Origin of the sequence: Oceanospirillum multiglobuliferum (assembly GCF_900167095.1) — a bacterium.
In the GTDB taxonomy this organism is placed as follows: Bacteria; Pseudomonadota; Gammaproteobacteria; order Pseudomonadales; family Halomonadaceae; genus Oceanospirillum; species Oceanospirillum multiglobuliferum.
This window is the reverse complement of the sequence record NZ_FUXG01000013.1, coordinates 64988-79761: the sequence shown is the minus strand read 5'-3', so window position 1 is coordinate 79761 and position 14774 is coordinate 64988. Positions and strand designations below refer to the sequence as shown.

Below are 14774 nucleotides of genomic sequence, written 5' to 3'. Positions count from 1 at the left end.
GGCAATAGACTGTAAAGTATCGTGTATGGATAAAAAGTGATCAACTATGGCAGAGGCAAGATGAGTACCTTGACACTCTTCTATAATCGAGATCGCTTTTTCATGGGGCATGGGGTCTTTATAAACACGCCGACAGACATGTCAAAATGAGTTTTTTGTGATTGATCTTGCAAAGCCCTGAACTTCTCTTTAGTCCAAATGGTCTTATCCAACGTATAACAAAGCAAAATAGGACTATGATTAAACTGAAGGAGTCTAATAATGAAGATTAAAGAACTTAAAAATCTGATCCATAGTGATACTGAGGTTGAGGTGGAAATTGTTACTCATGCCACCCATAGCCAGTACGGCATTCGAATCAAAACTCAAGGTGACGAGCATAAGCTGACTAATTGGCGTAATCGTCCATTGATTTTCAGAAGCTTAGACCAAGCCCGTCAGGCTTTGGCTCAAGCAGGTGTTACGCAGGCGGTTTTAATTCAACATGTCGCTCATGATGAGGTGATTGGACGTGTTACCACTTACGACACACCCTACCTTGCACGCATCCCTATGTCTGTTTGACATCCTCCCCTCCTGAGCAGTGCCAAAGCACTGGCAAAGGCGGGGACAACAAGGCATTTGCCTAGCTGATCAAGAAAACACGTCTTCAAGTTTTACCAATGGCACCCGTGGAGCCACACCATTCAGCGCAATTTGATGAATCATATTGTCTACGCTGGTACAGCAATCTGACAAAATACTGACCTGATAAGGTGCCGCAGCAGGTGAAATTGCGGTATGGGTCACGCAGTTTTGCGTCATCATGCCGCAAATTAATAGCTTAGAAACCGCTAATTTGGTTAACACTTCTGTTAACTCTGTGTCTAAAAAGCTATCGGCATAAGATTTAATTACAACGGGGGCATTGGGAGCTTCTGCCAATAGATTGGCGTGAAGCTTAACACCTTCAGTTTCAGCATTAAAAAATGGTGCTAAACCCACCGCTGGCCGCGCAATGTGTTGAATCAATACTACGGGCATCCCTTTCGCCTGAGCCTGTTGAACGGCCACCTCGATATTGTTGAGTACCGTCTCAGTATTCCATAACGGATAGCGCCCATCTGGGAAGTAGTCATTTTGAATATCAATAATGACCAGTGCCGTGTTTTCAGCTTGTGACATGATGAACTCCTTCTGTAATTTGAAATGTCGTTAAACAACCTTAAGTCATCATTGTGACTTGAGCATCAATACTAGGGTGAGTGGCCTAATAGACAGATAGCGCTTATATTGGGTCAATATCGACCTCTGTTTCGGAGTACTTATTTTGTCTCTACCCGATACTGATCTTATTCAAATTGCAGTGGTGGCTTTTAATCAGATCAGCCCTTTTCATCTATCTGTACCCTCGGTGGTGTTTGGTGAGGCTTTACAGGGAGAGCCTGTTTTTGCACTGAAAGTTTGCTCTGCCGACAACGACTTATGTTTAACCACCAGTGCAGGTTACAGTCTTGTTTTACAATATGATTTACAGCCATTAAAACAGGCGCAGATCATTATTGTGCCCAGCTGGCGTAATCCAAATGAACGCCCACCCGAAGCATTGCTAGCGGCCTTAAACAAAGCGTATCAACGGGGTGCCACCATTGTAGGTTTATGCTTAGGGGCTTATGTATTGGCTGAAGCAGGATTATTGACGGGAAGGAAAGCTACAACACACTGGGCTTATGCCGATGATTTTTCTGTGCGTTATCCTGAGGTACAACTGAATGCCGATATTTTATATGTTGAATACCAAGGTATTATGACCTCTGCTGGCACCGCCGCAGGTATTGATTGCTGCTTGCAGATGCTACGCCAACAACTGGGTGCCGACCGAGCCAACCGTGTAGCACGTCGCTTGGTTGTTCCCCCACATCGCCAAGGTGGTCAAAGACAATATATTGATCGCCCACTACCTACTAACGCACAAGACAATCGCCTAAATGCATTGTTAGCTTGGGTACGGTCGGATCTCAGTGCCGAATATAGTATTGATTATTTAGCAAACAAAGCCTTGATGAGCCGTCGCACCTTCACACGGCACTTTCGTGCGGCTACGGGCACCACTTTTGGTAATTGGTTACTGCATCAGCGTTTGGGGTTATGCCAGCAGCTACTAGAGCGCACCGACCAACCCATTGAAAGTATTGCCAGCCATGCAGGATTTGGCTCAGTTGTGTCGATGCGTCAGCACTTTCGTCAGGTGTTTGGCGTATCGCCCACCGTATGGCGACAAACATTTAGAGTTTGAGCGTTTTGCATGATAGGTGCTTATTCAAGCACAGGTTAATCAGTACTCAGCAAGTGCCACTTCTATTTGTCTCTTAATTAGAACAAAAAAGGATGCCTTTTATGTTGTTGAAAAAATCATTATTAGTGGCTGTTGGTGCACTTCTGTCATTTAACCTTTATGCGGCTCAGGCCACTGATGCTGTCGCCCCTGAAATCGCCAGCGGCTTCACAGCAAAACAAAGTTTAACAGCTCATCGTTATATGGTTGCGGCGGCCAATCCTTTGGCAGTAAAGGTTGGCTATGAGGTATTGGCTTCAGGGGGCAGTGCCATTGATGCGATGGTAGCGGTACAGGCGATGCTGGGGTTAGTCGAACCTCAATCCTCTGGCCTTGGGGGTGGCGCATTTCTCGTTTACTTTGATGCCAAGTCTAACAAGATCACAACATTTGATGGTCGAGAAACCGCACCAATGGCGGTAACCCCAGCGTTATTTCAAGATGAGAAAGGAGCGCCTTTAAAGTTTTATGAAGCAGTCGTCGGTGGGCGCTCTGTCGGAACGCCGGGTACTTTAAAACTGATGTCTGACCTGCACCGTCGTTACGGCACTCAGGCATGGTCTGCGCTGCTTAAGCCCGCTCAAACAATGGCAGAGAACGGCTTTATGGTTTCAGCACGGCTTGCAGGAGCCATTGCAAATGACCAACAGCGCCTGAGCCAATAATCCCGACACCCGTGCTTATTTCTTCACCGCAGAAGGTGAGCCTTTACCAGAGGGCTATCAACTCGAAAATCCTGAGCATGCCAATACACTTGCCCAGATTGCTTCAAAAGGGGTTGATGTTTTCTATGAAGGCGCTATAGGTGAAGCGATTGTGAAAAAAGTTCAAAGCATTGCCGACAATCCCGGACGATTAACACAGCAAGACCTGTCAAATTACCGCATTAAAGAGCGACCTGCCGTTTGTGCGCCTTATCGTCAATATGAAGTTTGTGGCATGGGGCCTCCAAGCTCTGGAGCGCTAACCGTAGGCCAGATTTTAGGTATTGTCAGCCACTTTGACCTCAAGTCGATGGGAGCAAATAGCCCTCAAGCGTGGCAAATTATTGGTGATGCCTCACGATTAGCCTTTGCAGACCGAGGGCGCTACATGGCGGATACCGACTTTGTGCCGATGCCTGAAGGTTTGTTAGATGCAGAGTATTTGGCGCAACGGACTAAACTGATCAACGTTGGCAAAGCGTTAGAGTCCTCGCCAGCGGGAGAACCGCGTTGGCCTAAGGCCGAACAGGTCACCCAAGCCGATGATCAGTCAATAGAACTGCCTTCCACAACGCACATGGTGATTGCCGATCAAGCGGGTAATATCGTCTCGATGACCAGCACCATTGAAAATGGTTTTGGCTCACGGGTAATGAGTAACGGTTTTCTGCTGAATAACGAATTAACCGATTTTTCTTTTGCCAGCGACCAAGATGGCCACCCGATTGCCAATCGCGTTGAACCGGGCAAACGCCCCCGCTCTTCTATGGCCCCCACAATTGTGATGAAAGAGGGTAAACCTTATTTGGCGATTGGCTCGCCCGGTGGTTCAAGCATCATCGGTTATGTGGCTTCTACTCTAATTGCCCATTTAGATTGGGACATGCCCATTCAAACCGCAATCAATATGCCGCACTTGATCAATCGCTTCAGTACTTATGAGCTTGAACAAGGCACTCATGCTGAACAATTGAAAGCCCCACTTGAGGCAATGGGCTTTAAAGTGGCAATTAAGCCGCTAAATTCTGGGCTTCATGCCATTCAGTTCAAAAATAACATTCTTATTGGCGGTGTTGATCCGCGTCGAGAAGGTACGGCAATGGGGGATTAAGTCGAGTTTTACAAACTGTTACGAAGCAGTACAACTCTGCACATATGACAAGCAACTGATTTACATCCCAAGCTTATGCTACGGATTGTAGGTATTGATCTTAAGTTGTCACAAGCTAACAAAAGATCAGGCACATTCATAAGCTTGGGAAAACAATAATGAAAGCAGACTTTGCAATGTTGATTAATGGCCGACAAGTTATCGGTACCGAGCAGGGTTTTGACGTTCTAAACCCTGCCACAGAATCTGTGATTGTTAACTGTAACGCCGCATCAGCGGAACAACTAAACGATGCCGTTGCAGCCGCACAAACTGCATTTAAAAGGTGGCAATACAGTAGTGATGCTGAGCGAAAACAAGCACTACACCGCATTGCTGACAGTATTGAGGCTCACGCCGAAACACTGGCCACGCTAGTGGTACAAGAACAAGGTAAACCGATGTTCCTAGCGCAAGCAGAGGTAGGTGGTGCAGTCGCTTGGACTCGTTATGCCGCAGAGTTAGATATTCCTGTTGAAGTAGTTGAAGACAGTGAGCACAAGCGTATTGAGGTACATCACAAGCCACTAGGTGTGGTGGGTTCGATTACACCTTGGAACTGGCCGTTGATGATTGCGATTTGGCACATCATGCCTGCCCTACGAGCAGGTAATACCATTGTCTGTAAGCCTTCATCTTTAACGCCATTAAGCACTTTAAAACTCTTTGAACTGATGAACGAACAGCTACCAGCTGGTGTTGTAAATATCGTTCTGGGTAGTTCGGTCATTGGTGATTTAATGACAGAACATACGGGTATCAGTAAAGTGATCTTCACAGGCTCTACACCTGTGGGACAAAAAATTATGCGTAACGCCTCATCTAACTTAAAACGCCTAACATTAGAGCTAGGCGGTAATGATGCAGGTATTGTGTTGCCTGATGCGAATATAGAGAAAATTGCCGAAGCGATTTTCCAAACTGCATTTTTAAACATGGGACAGACCTGTGCCGCATTGAAACGCTTATATGTGCATGACAGCCTATATGATGGTCTTTGTAAAAAACTAGTCGAAATTGCACAGGCACAAACACTAGGTGATGGCCTAGAGGCAGGTACTACCTTTGGCCCTGTGCAGAATAAAAAACAACTGCAATATGTTGAAGCTTTAGTGAACGATGCCCGTGAACAGGGTGCAAAAGTACTCTGTGGCGGTAAAGCGGTAGAAGGCAATGGTTATTTCTATCCGCCCACCATTGTGTCTGAAATCAGCGATGGTGTGCGTTTGGTGGATGAAGAACAGTTTGGCCCTGTTCTACCCGTGATTCGTTATAGTGATATTGAAGATGTGATCGACCGTGCCAATGCCAGCGCTGAAGGCTTAGGTGGATCCGTTTGGTCTAGTAATCTAGAGCAGGCTCAGCAAATTGCACAGCGTTTAGAGTGCGGCACAGCTTGGGTAAATGGCCATGCAGAAGTACTACCACACGCCCCTTTTGGTGGCTGCAAAATGTCGGGCTTTGGGGTTGAGTTTGGTTTGGCTGGTTTATTGGAATACACCCAGTCGCAAACCATTAACATCAATAAATAAGTAATAGAGGCGTGCCATGTCGCTATGTTAAACCCTAAGCAGCAAGGATATTGGCTTAGATTGTTGTGTCGCTCTGATTGCCACCTATTATGATAGGTGGCTTTTTTTCGTAACCATAAAAAGATAATGACTTAGGGCGAATCCCGAAAAAGAGCACTTACAAGCTATCTAGCGTTATATTAATATGCGGTTTGCAATTCAAGCTTTTTATCCCCAATAAAACATACCAAGCATCAACCCAACGACCAATTTCGCTTCTTAGCAAGGAAGACCCCGTGAACACTCCTCGTTCGAACATGCCTGAGCCTTTCGGAACACTTTTAGGTTATGCATCAGGCGTTGCCGCCTATTCGTCTGACTATGATAGTGCCAATGATCATGAATACCCTAAACGTAGTGCATTTCGCAGCTATGTTGATGGCATTTACATGGGCTATAAGTGGCAATGCGTTGAGTTCGCCCGTCGTTGGCTATACCTAAATAAAGGCTATATCTTTGACGATGTTGCGATGGCATATGATATTTTTGATCTACGTTCTGTAAGAGATATTGCCAGCAATACGAGGCTACCACTGCAAGCATTCCGAAATGGCTCTCAACAGCACCCTGAACCAGGGGCATTGCTAATATGGGATGAGGGCGGTGAGTTTGAGGGCACTGGACACGTTGCCATTGTAATGGAAGTCCTTCCTGATCGTTTGCGTATTGCAGAGCAAAATGTCGGTCACCAACTTTGGCCTGAAGGGCAATCTTATTGTCGTGAGCTTCCGGCTAAAATCGGCATAGATGGCGACTACTGGTTAGAGTGCTCTTATAATGATGCATCAATACTAGGTTGGATGCTGCAAAATGAGGCTAACCCTCACGGAGAAGATACTCCAAAATTTGACCGAACACTATTTGAGCTTAAAAGCCGTGAAGTGAAAAACATAGGGCAAAGCACCAAACCTTGGCTAAACATCGCCAATAGTGATGAAGCAGCTTATGTCAAAATGATGCATGGCCACAAACTTACTAGTGTCGACTCCGATCAATACCGCTACTACTGTCTATCAATCACCGCTCAAGAACAGCTTGAGCATGCCACTAATGAGCTTCATGGTTTGTTTATGCATGCCACCGACTACGTCTTAGATCACCCTGAACTTTTAGTACAGTTCAATTTACCTGAAGCTATCTTGCCTAAAATTCGTCAATCTTGGGATAACCGCCTTAACCAATTGATTACCAGCCGCTTTGATTTTGCGATGACAGCATCAGGCTTAAAAGTGTATGAATATAATTGCGACTCTGCGTCTTGCTATATGGAGAGTGGCAAAGTGCAGGGTAAATGGGCTAAGCACTTTGGCGTAAAAGAGGGTATAGATGCAGGAGGTTCTTTATTCAACGAGCTGGTAAAAGCATGGCGTAAAAGCAAGGTAAAAGGGCTTCTACACATCCTACATGATGATGATCCGGAAGAGCTATATCATGCCCTATTTATGCAACAAAGCCTAAAAGCTGCAGGTATTGAATCACGGATCATCTCCGATTTTAACCAACTAATATGGCAAAGTGACAATAGTATCGTAGACACTGAAGGTGATCCTGTTCGCTGGGTTTGGAAAACATGGTCTTGGGAAAGTGCGCTTGACCAAATTAGAGCAGAGTGCGATGCACAAAATGCTGATGACTTTCAGCCTCAAGGTAATGTAGGAGAACAGCCAAGATTGGCAGACGTATTGCTGCACCCAGATATTATGGTGTTTGAGCCTTTATGGACGCTTATTCCAAGCAACAAAGCTATTTTAGCAGTATTATGGAGCCTATTTCCCAATCATCCATTCCTGCTAAACACTGACTTTTGTTTGACTGAGGCGCTTCAAACTAGCGGCTATGTGACTAAACCTATAGTTGGTCGGTGTGGTGCAAATATTCAGCTAGTCTCTGCAGAAGATAACGTATTAGCAGAAACCGAGGGGCAGTTCTCAACTCAAAACGGCGTTTACCAACAACTTTTTCCACTGCCTAAAATAGATCAATATTATGTGCAAGTTTCAACTTTTACCGCAGCTGGAAGCTATGCGGGAAGCGGTGTTAGAGTAGATTCAAGCATGATTATTGGTAAAAATAGTGATTGCATGGCACTGCGTTTTATCAGCGACGAGCAATTTTCTTAACCTGAGGCAACATCAAGAGATAGTGCTCTTAAAATAATTGAGCCGAGAAACTCTCGGCTCAATAGCTTCAATCTCAACACCTTTAGCGCTCACGGAAACCATTTGCAAGCCCTTTGGTAATAGGGTCGCTCAGATAAGCCAGCAGCGTCTTATAGCCAGTCAATATTTCAGCTGTTACGGTCATACCTGGAAGTAAAGGGTAACGCTGTGTATCGGTACCAAGATAGTTTTCATTTAGCTTAACCCACCCCTTAAAGTAGGGCTGACCAGTGTTATCCAGTGAGCTAAATGCTGAGATCCGATCTAACTTTCCTGAAGCATATCCAAAACGTGAAAAGTCATAGCTACTCACCTTTACATTAACTTCTTGACCAATCTGTACAAAGCCTATGTCGTCAGGAGATATTCGGACCTCAGCATCTAATTCAGCATTAGCGGGTACAATTTGCAGTAATACAGAGCCTGGCTGAATCACCTGCCCTTTATTAAGAACCTCTAAATTAAATACCAACCCATCCGCTGGAGCACGAACCAATAAATCTTTTGCGCTATTTTCTACCCGTAGAAGCTCCTCTTCGGTTTCTGCTATTTCACCTTTCAAACGATCTAGCTGGTTTAATGGGTCTTGCAGCAACTGATTTCGAGTTTCAAAAAACTTATTTTTAGCCTCAGATAATTCATTTTCTGTATATCGAATCTCTTTTACAACTCGCTCAACCTCACTTGTTGCAGTCACAGCTGCACGCTCAGTTTCAATTAATGTTATACGTGTGATTAGGCGTTTCTCGGCCATTTTTTGCCGCATTGCCAACATATCAGACGTCAATTCTTGATGTTTCATTGCTGAAGTTAAAGACTCTTTAAGTTGAGCTAGGCGAGATTCTCTCTGCTTTATCTGCTCATTCAAAACAGCCAGTGTTGAGTCTCGAACCTTAATTTGGTTCGCAAGCTGTTGGCGCTGAACATCCACCATTACTGGCTCAGTTTCTTCAAATATGCCGAAGTCAGGTTCTCTGTTTAAAATAAATGCAGACTGGCGTTCCGCTCTCAGCTTTAGAGACGCTAATCTTGAGGCCATTTGCCTCATATCAGATAAGATCCTACCATCATCAAGCTTTACTAATAGGTCTCCAGCTTTAACATATTGACGTTCCTGCACTAAAACATCAGATACAGTTCCACCACTCAGATGCTGTACTACCTTAATCTGACCAGCAGGAACAATTTCACCAGGTGCAGAAGTCACCTCAGACAACTCTGTAATCGCAGACCAAGAGATAAACAGAACCAACATTAGCAAAACCAAATAGGCAATTGGCTTAGTGTAAGCTGGTATTAGTTCATCCTCTATACGTACAGTTTCTGACAGTAATCTACGCTGCCGTACACCCATAGTTACGTCTGGACCTGACTCTTTTAATAGTTCGTCCTTATTTGCATTACTCATCAGCTCAGACCTGCCATAATTTTCTCTTCAACTTCTTTATAAGAGCCTCTTGCTGTAATAGTACCAGCTTCTAGATACAGAATATGATCTGTTAATTTTAAGTGGCTAGGTCTAGGTGTAACAATAATCAAGGTAGAGCGCCCTCTTAACCAGTTAATACAACGCACCAATGCTTGTTCACCCTCTTCATCCATGCCATTTCCTGGCTCATCTAACAAGACTATTGAAGCAGGCTTTAACATCGTTCGAGCCAGAGACAACCTTTGTCTAAAGCCATTAGAAAGTTGATCTGCAAAGCTATTTGAGATTCGCGTTTCAAAGCCGCGATCAAGCTGCTCAATATCTTTAAATAAACCTGACATTTTTGCAGCCCATTCAAGCTCTTCCATTGTTGCCGCAGGGTGAACCAAACGTAAATTTTGAGACACCGTGCCATAAAAAACATCACACCGTTGAGGCATAAAGCTAACTATTGATCGTAGGTATTCTGCTGAAATTTGCCGAGTATCTATAGTATCAATTTTAATCGCACCAGCTTGAGGAAAATAAATACGGCTAATCATTGCAAGCAAAGTAGACTTTCCAGCACCATCAGGCCCTGTAATACCCAAAACTTTCTTCGACAGTGCATTAAATGATATACCTAATAAAACGGGGTCTGAGCTTGCGGTATACCTGAATGACACACGAGAAAAAGATATTGCGCCATTAGAAATAAATCGATTGGTTTTGCTATTACCAGATTCTGACTCACCTCCTAGCTTCATCAGTTGATTCACCTGATTAATATTAGTCGATATTCTGGACCAGCTCATCATTGCCAAAAATAGATTCTGTAATGGTGCAACTAGGCGCCAAGTTAAAATCATCGTTGCCATAATAGTACCAGAGGTTATTTGCCCTTTAATAACCATAAGTGTTGATATAGCCAATACAATAATAGCGGTCAGACTACCAATCACATTCGCAGTTGTACTAATTTTCATCTGTCCTTGTTGCTCATTGAAATTGGCATAAGCAGCTTGCCCGCTCAGCACCCTTAGGCGAGACAACCAAACACCACTTGCACCAACTAATCTAATAGACTTCATACTGCTCAATGTTTCATCAACAAGCTCTACTTTTTTACCAATTTTTGATGACGACTCATCAGAAACCCTATCTGAGAAAGGCCTAGTGATAAATAAAAGTAATAAAAAGCAAATAATTGATATTGATACAATCAATCCTGCCCATGGATTAATAATGAATACAACTACAAGTAATATCACACTTGCTGGTAAATCGAACACTATTAATACAAGAGGACCTAAAAATAAATCCCTCAACTTTTCAAGGCTTTTTATCCGGCTTATTTGCCGACTCACTGATGCACTATTCAGAGAGGAAGTATTTAGCCTTATTATTTTTTCAAAAATAGTTGAACCTAAAACATATTCTATCCGACCACCAACATAAGCCAACAACTTTCCTCTCAAAACATTCAAAAACCAGCCTAAAGAAATCGCAAGAAATACCCCGACAAGCATAAACCCTCCCATCTTTATATCTCCTGTTGGCAACACAGTATCAAAAACTGAACGAACAAACAAAGAGGGAGCGATAGCCATTATCGTACTAAGCAGGGTAATAAAGAATATTAAAAAAACATGACTCTTAAATTTCCAAAACAATTCATTTACCCATGGCTTTTTACCAGAAAGAACCTCAGGCTCAATTCCTTTGAAAACATATATATCACCAGTTCTTTTAGACAAATCACCCCAGCACTCATCCAGACCTGTTTGACTATTAAATACAACATACTGGTCATTTGTGTTCTTTGATTTAATAACGACGGCAGGCTTACCTTTCTCTAAAAATAGGCAAGGCAGTAACCGATCATCAAAATGACGAAAACTAGAACCAAAATAGCTTGACTTATAGCCTAAATTTGCAACCGTACTAAAGAAATATGACACATCCACATGATCAGCTAAATGCGGCAGTGCTTCTGCAAACGCACGTGTATTGGCCTGCCATCCAAGCTGATTTAAAAGAGGAATAAGGCAAGCAGACAAATCTGTATAGTTAAAAACACGGGTACCAATAACATCATTCATATTGGTATTCTCTACTGGTTTATCTATCTCCTCAGATACAATATTACTTGAGCCAAAGAAACTAGAGCGTACATCCTCCTTAAGCCCATAATCATCTATTTTATAGACCGCATCTGCCAGTTTAAGGAGTGATGGTCTGCTAGTAACTAAAATAATTGTTGCTGTACCTTTACGCTTCTCTAGCAGTAGTCGTAATTTTTTATCACCCTCAAAATCTAAGGAGCTATTTGCTTCATCAACTAAAATAACATCTGGATCACTCACCAGAGCACGCACAATCGCTATTAGCTGCCTAACTCCCATTGGCACGCTTTCATTTGAGCCTTCTCCGAGAGGTGTTTGATACCCCTGCGTCATACCTGCAACTAAAATATCTAAGCCTAGCTCTTCGGAAAGTTCCAAAGCTCTAGCCTCAAGAGCTGGGTTAAACAAAGTTAGATTTTCAAGGATAGAGCCTGCGAAAACTGCCCCTACTTGTGGGAGCAGAGCTATCCTCTTTCGTACAGACTCTGAACTATAATCAGATATAGGAACCCCATCAATTAGAACAGTACCTGTGTCAGGGTATTCAAAGCCATTAAGTAATGACAATAGGCTGCTTTTCCCACTACCACTATCGCCTCGAATTGCAATACAGCTATTTACAGGGATTAAAAAGTTTAATTCTTTGAACAGTGGCTTATTGCCGCGAGAACCATAATCCAAAGTAACATTTGCCATTTCTATGGATTTTGTAACTTCATTTAACGCTGGTAGTGTAGTGTCTGGTGATCCTGGTTGCTTAAAAACCTCTGTCAGCCTTTTATCTCCAGCAATAAATGTTTGATAGCGCATCCATGTGCTTAATCCTTTTCTTAATGGTTGCAATGAGCGCACAGAAAGCATCATACATGCTGCTAGAGCTCCAGATGTTATATCACCTTTGACAACTAGAATTGAGCCGAAAAAAATCACGAGAACAATCATAAGCTGGGACATTACTGAGCCAAGGTTGCTCGATAACGTATTACCAAAAAACAAACGCTCTCCTTGCGTTGCGCTCGTCTCTTTTAGTCGTTCGTAACGCCGTAACATAATGTTTTCTACAGACATAGTTTTTACAGAAAGAATACCTGCTAAAACCTCCGTTAAGAAACTAATTCTCCGCTCATCGTTTAAGTCTCGCTGCTCAATTTGTGAGTACATCCATCGACCAAATAAAATTGTTGCTAAAGAAAATAAAAAGATGATAAATAGCGGAATAAAAACTAAATTACCAGCAATTAAGTAAATCGCAAATATAAAAACAAATACAAATGGAAGATCAACTAGAACTAGTAATGCACTCCCCGAATAAACATCTGCAACCTTACCAACTGTTTGTATTTTTTCTGCATAAGCTCCTGCCTCTTCCTTCGCGTACAACCTAAACGGCATATAAAAGTATTTTTCTAATACTTTCATTCCAGATTTATGCCTAAATCTAGCACCTAGCCAATTAGTTACTGTTCCATTAATCATCTTCAGGAATTCTTCTAAAATCAAAATCAGAATAATGCCAAACACTACAAAAAATAATGTGTCTTGGGATTGATTTTTCAGAATTCTATCAAATATTTGTAATATCCCGAGAGGAAGGGCTAGTGCAAACAAATTAGATAATAAAGATGACAATAATATAATAGGAAGTAGCTTCCTCAAATCTGGTGATGATAGCACCTTCTTAAAAGAGGCAAGCGTATCTGAAGTCTTTAAAAAATTAAACATAGAAATCTCTACTAATCCCCTGACTCTACCAAAAAAAATGATTCAATAACTTTTTCAACAAGAGGATTTTTATACCTAATATAACCATTATCATCAACTAAAACCCCTGCATTAATTGCAGCGTCAAGGGATTCATAAAAATCCTCATCAATAGCAAGTATCTCTGAGCAAGCTTTCCCTGATGACTTAGATAGTAGATACAGTAGCTTCCAGTCAAGATTAAACATATCTAGCCTTGAAGCAACAACAGTCATTAGCGCTATAGAAATTTTATCTTCATTCTTCGATAGCTCTTTAATAAAAAGCGGTATATTTCTAGATAAGTTAAAAACCTTACTTTTAGCATCATAGGTAACGCCTAATTTAGATATTAGATCAAAAGCATCATTATCATCTAGTCGACTTAATCTAACTGGTGTAGTAATAATTTTTAGGATTGGCTCAATAGCATAGCGACCAGAAATTAACACTCTTTCAGTTTGCACAAGATTTTTAACAATCTCTAAGAAAATACTTCTTTCATCATCAGGCAGCAGATGTATATCATCAATTATAATGACTCGATTACTCGATTTAACAGTTGACAATACCCTTGAGACTCTACTAAAGAATTCAATATAGCGCCCTCTGACCATATCTAAACATCCTGAGGGAACAATTTTGAAATACTCTACGATAAAGTTCTTCTCAGATAGTAGAAAAGCCAACTCTCGGCATAAGCGAGACTTACCCATACCACTTTCACCAAAGATACCAATGCAAATTGGACTCGATGAGAAACTGTTAATCAAACGCTTGACCAAATCATTACGACCTATTAATGGCAAATTAATTTGCCGCTGCCAGCATAAACTTTCGCTAACCTGTTCAAATGAACATGTTGTTTTTTTGTGCAAGTCAATATCAAATGACAACAACATTTCCCGAGTTTCTTGACTCAAACAAACAGAATTCGGCTCTACGCCCACTAATAGTTTATGAGCTTCTGCTATAACTGGGCCCGCAACGGTCTCACCTGACCATCCTCCATAGCGGTGCTGACTAACTAATATAAAACCTACCGCTATGGCCGCTGACAAATAATAATCATCTTGAGCACTCGCCAACCCTAGCTCTAAAAATAAATTATGAACTTTATTAATTGCAATAAGCGCTGCAATAATATCTTGCTCAGAGGAGCGCTTAAGTCCAAAAACGATATCTGCACTATAGGGCGAGTGATTAACGTGATGACCATGAAAATCAAATGCAATATCTGACAAAACAGTATTAATTTTACGGCGGATTTTTGCACTAGAAAAACCGAATTTTAAACTTACAACTACAGCTGGTCTTCGAGCAAAAAGATAAGGAGACCGTATTGAAAAAATATCTCTTTTTTTGTTTACAATAAATTTATCGGCAATTGCCACAGCCATGGACCTATTATGTATATCTAACTTCTTAAATAGCACAGCAATATGCTGCTTAACAGTACCAAGGTTAATATCTAAGCTAGAGGCTATCTCTTTATTTGTTTTTCCATCTTTAATAAGCAGCAATATTTCAAGCTGACGCTTTGTTAAAGTAGACCCAGATATAGAGATTTTTGCTTCACCCTGACTCATGCTACATACCTTG

The 14774-nt window shown here is 42.1% G+C and carries 9 protein-coding genes and 1 pseudogene; 6 read left to right on the top strand and 4 right to left on the bottom strand.

What is annotated here, in order from left to right; translation table 11 throughout:
* Window positions 1-261 precede the first annotated feature (261 nt).
* The gene (locus B5D26_RS10230; RefSeq protein ID WP_078745641.1) at window positions 262-564 is read left to right on the top strand and encodes a DUF6482 family protein; all 303 of its coding nucleotides are present in this window, start codon (window positions 262-264) and stop codon (window positions 562-564) included.
* Between the two features lie 69 nt (window positions 565-633).
* On the opposite strand, the gene B5D26_RS10225 is transcribed toward B5D26_RS10230, so the two are convergent.
* The gene (locus tag B5D26_RS10225) at window positions 634-1164 is read right to left on the bottom strand and encodes a cysteine hydrolase family protein (RefSeq protein WP_078745639.1); all 531 of its coding nucleotides are present in this window, start codon (window positions 1162-1164) and stop codon (window positions 634-636) included.
* A gap of 145 nt (window positions 1165-1309) precedes the next feature.
* Between B5D26_RS10225 and B5D26_RS10220 the strand changes: the two genes are divergently transcribed.
* From B5D26_RS10220 to gss, 5 genes and pseudogenes are all read left to right on the top strand, one after another.
* A complete protein-coding gene (locus tag B5D26_RS10220; RefSeq protein ID WP_234985269.1) occupies window positions 1310-2275 on the top strand; it encodes a GlxA family transcriptional regulator in 966 nt (321 codons plus the stop codon).
* 101 nt (window positions 2276-2376) lie between these two features.
* A complete protein-coding gene (locus tag B5D26_RS16550; protein WP_268808407.1) occupies window positions 2377-2979 on the top strand; it encodes a gamma-glutamyltransferase in 603 nt (200 codons plus the stop codon).
* Window positions 2980-3037: 58 nt separating this feature from the next.
* Window positions 3038-4129: pseudogene (locus B5D26_RS10215) on the top strand (gamma-glutamyltransferase family protein); the annotation flags it as partial.
* A gap of 158 nt (window positions 4130-4287) precedes the next feature.
* Window positions 4288-5700, top strand: a complete 1413-nt coding sequence (locus B5D26_RS10210) for an aldehyde dehydrogenase family protein (RefSeq protein WP_078745637.1) — start codon at window positions 4288-4290, stop codon at window positions 5698-5700.
* A 275-nt stretch (window positions 5701-5975) separates the two neighbouring features.
* Window positions 5976-7859 (top strand): bifunctional glutathionylspermidine amidase/synthase, encoded by a 1884-nt coding sequence (gene gss, locus B5D26_RS10205; protein ID WP_234985268.1) that lies wholly within the window; start codon window positions 5976-5978, stop codon window positions 7857-7859.
* A gap of 82 nt (window positions 7860-7941) precedes the next feature.
* Here the strand turns inward: gss and B5D26_RS10200 are convergent, their stop codons facing one another.
* From B5D26_RS10200 to B5D26_RS10190, 3 genes are read right to left on the bottom strand one after another with little or no spacing between them, the layout of a single operon-like run.
* On the bottom strand, window positions 7942-9306 hold the full coding sequence (locus B5D26_RS10200; protein ID WP_078745635.1) for an HlyD family type I secretion periplasmic adaptor subunit: 1365 nt from the start codon (window positions 9304-9306) through the stop codon (window positions 7942-7944).
* A complete protein-coding gene (locus B5D26_RS10195) occupies window positions 9306-13154 on the bottom strand; it encodes an ABC transporter transmembrane domain-containing protein (protein WP_078745634.1) in 3849 nt (1282 codons plus the stop codon). The genes B5D26_RS10200 and B5D26_RS10195 overlap by 1 nt, the downstream gene beginning before the upstream one ends.
* Before the next feature lie 11 nt (window positions 13155-13165).
* Complete coding sequence (locus B5D26_RS10190) at window positions 13166-14761, bottom strand: LuxR C-terminal-related transcriptional regulator (protein WP_159445643.1); 1596 nt, start codon at window positions 14759-14761, stop codon at window positions 13166-13168.
* Window positions 14762-14774: the final 13 nt, after the last annotated feature.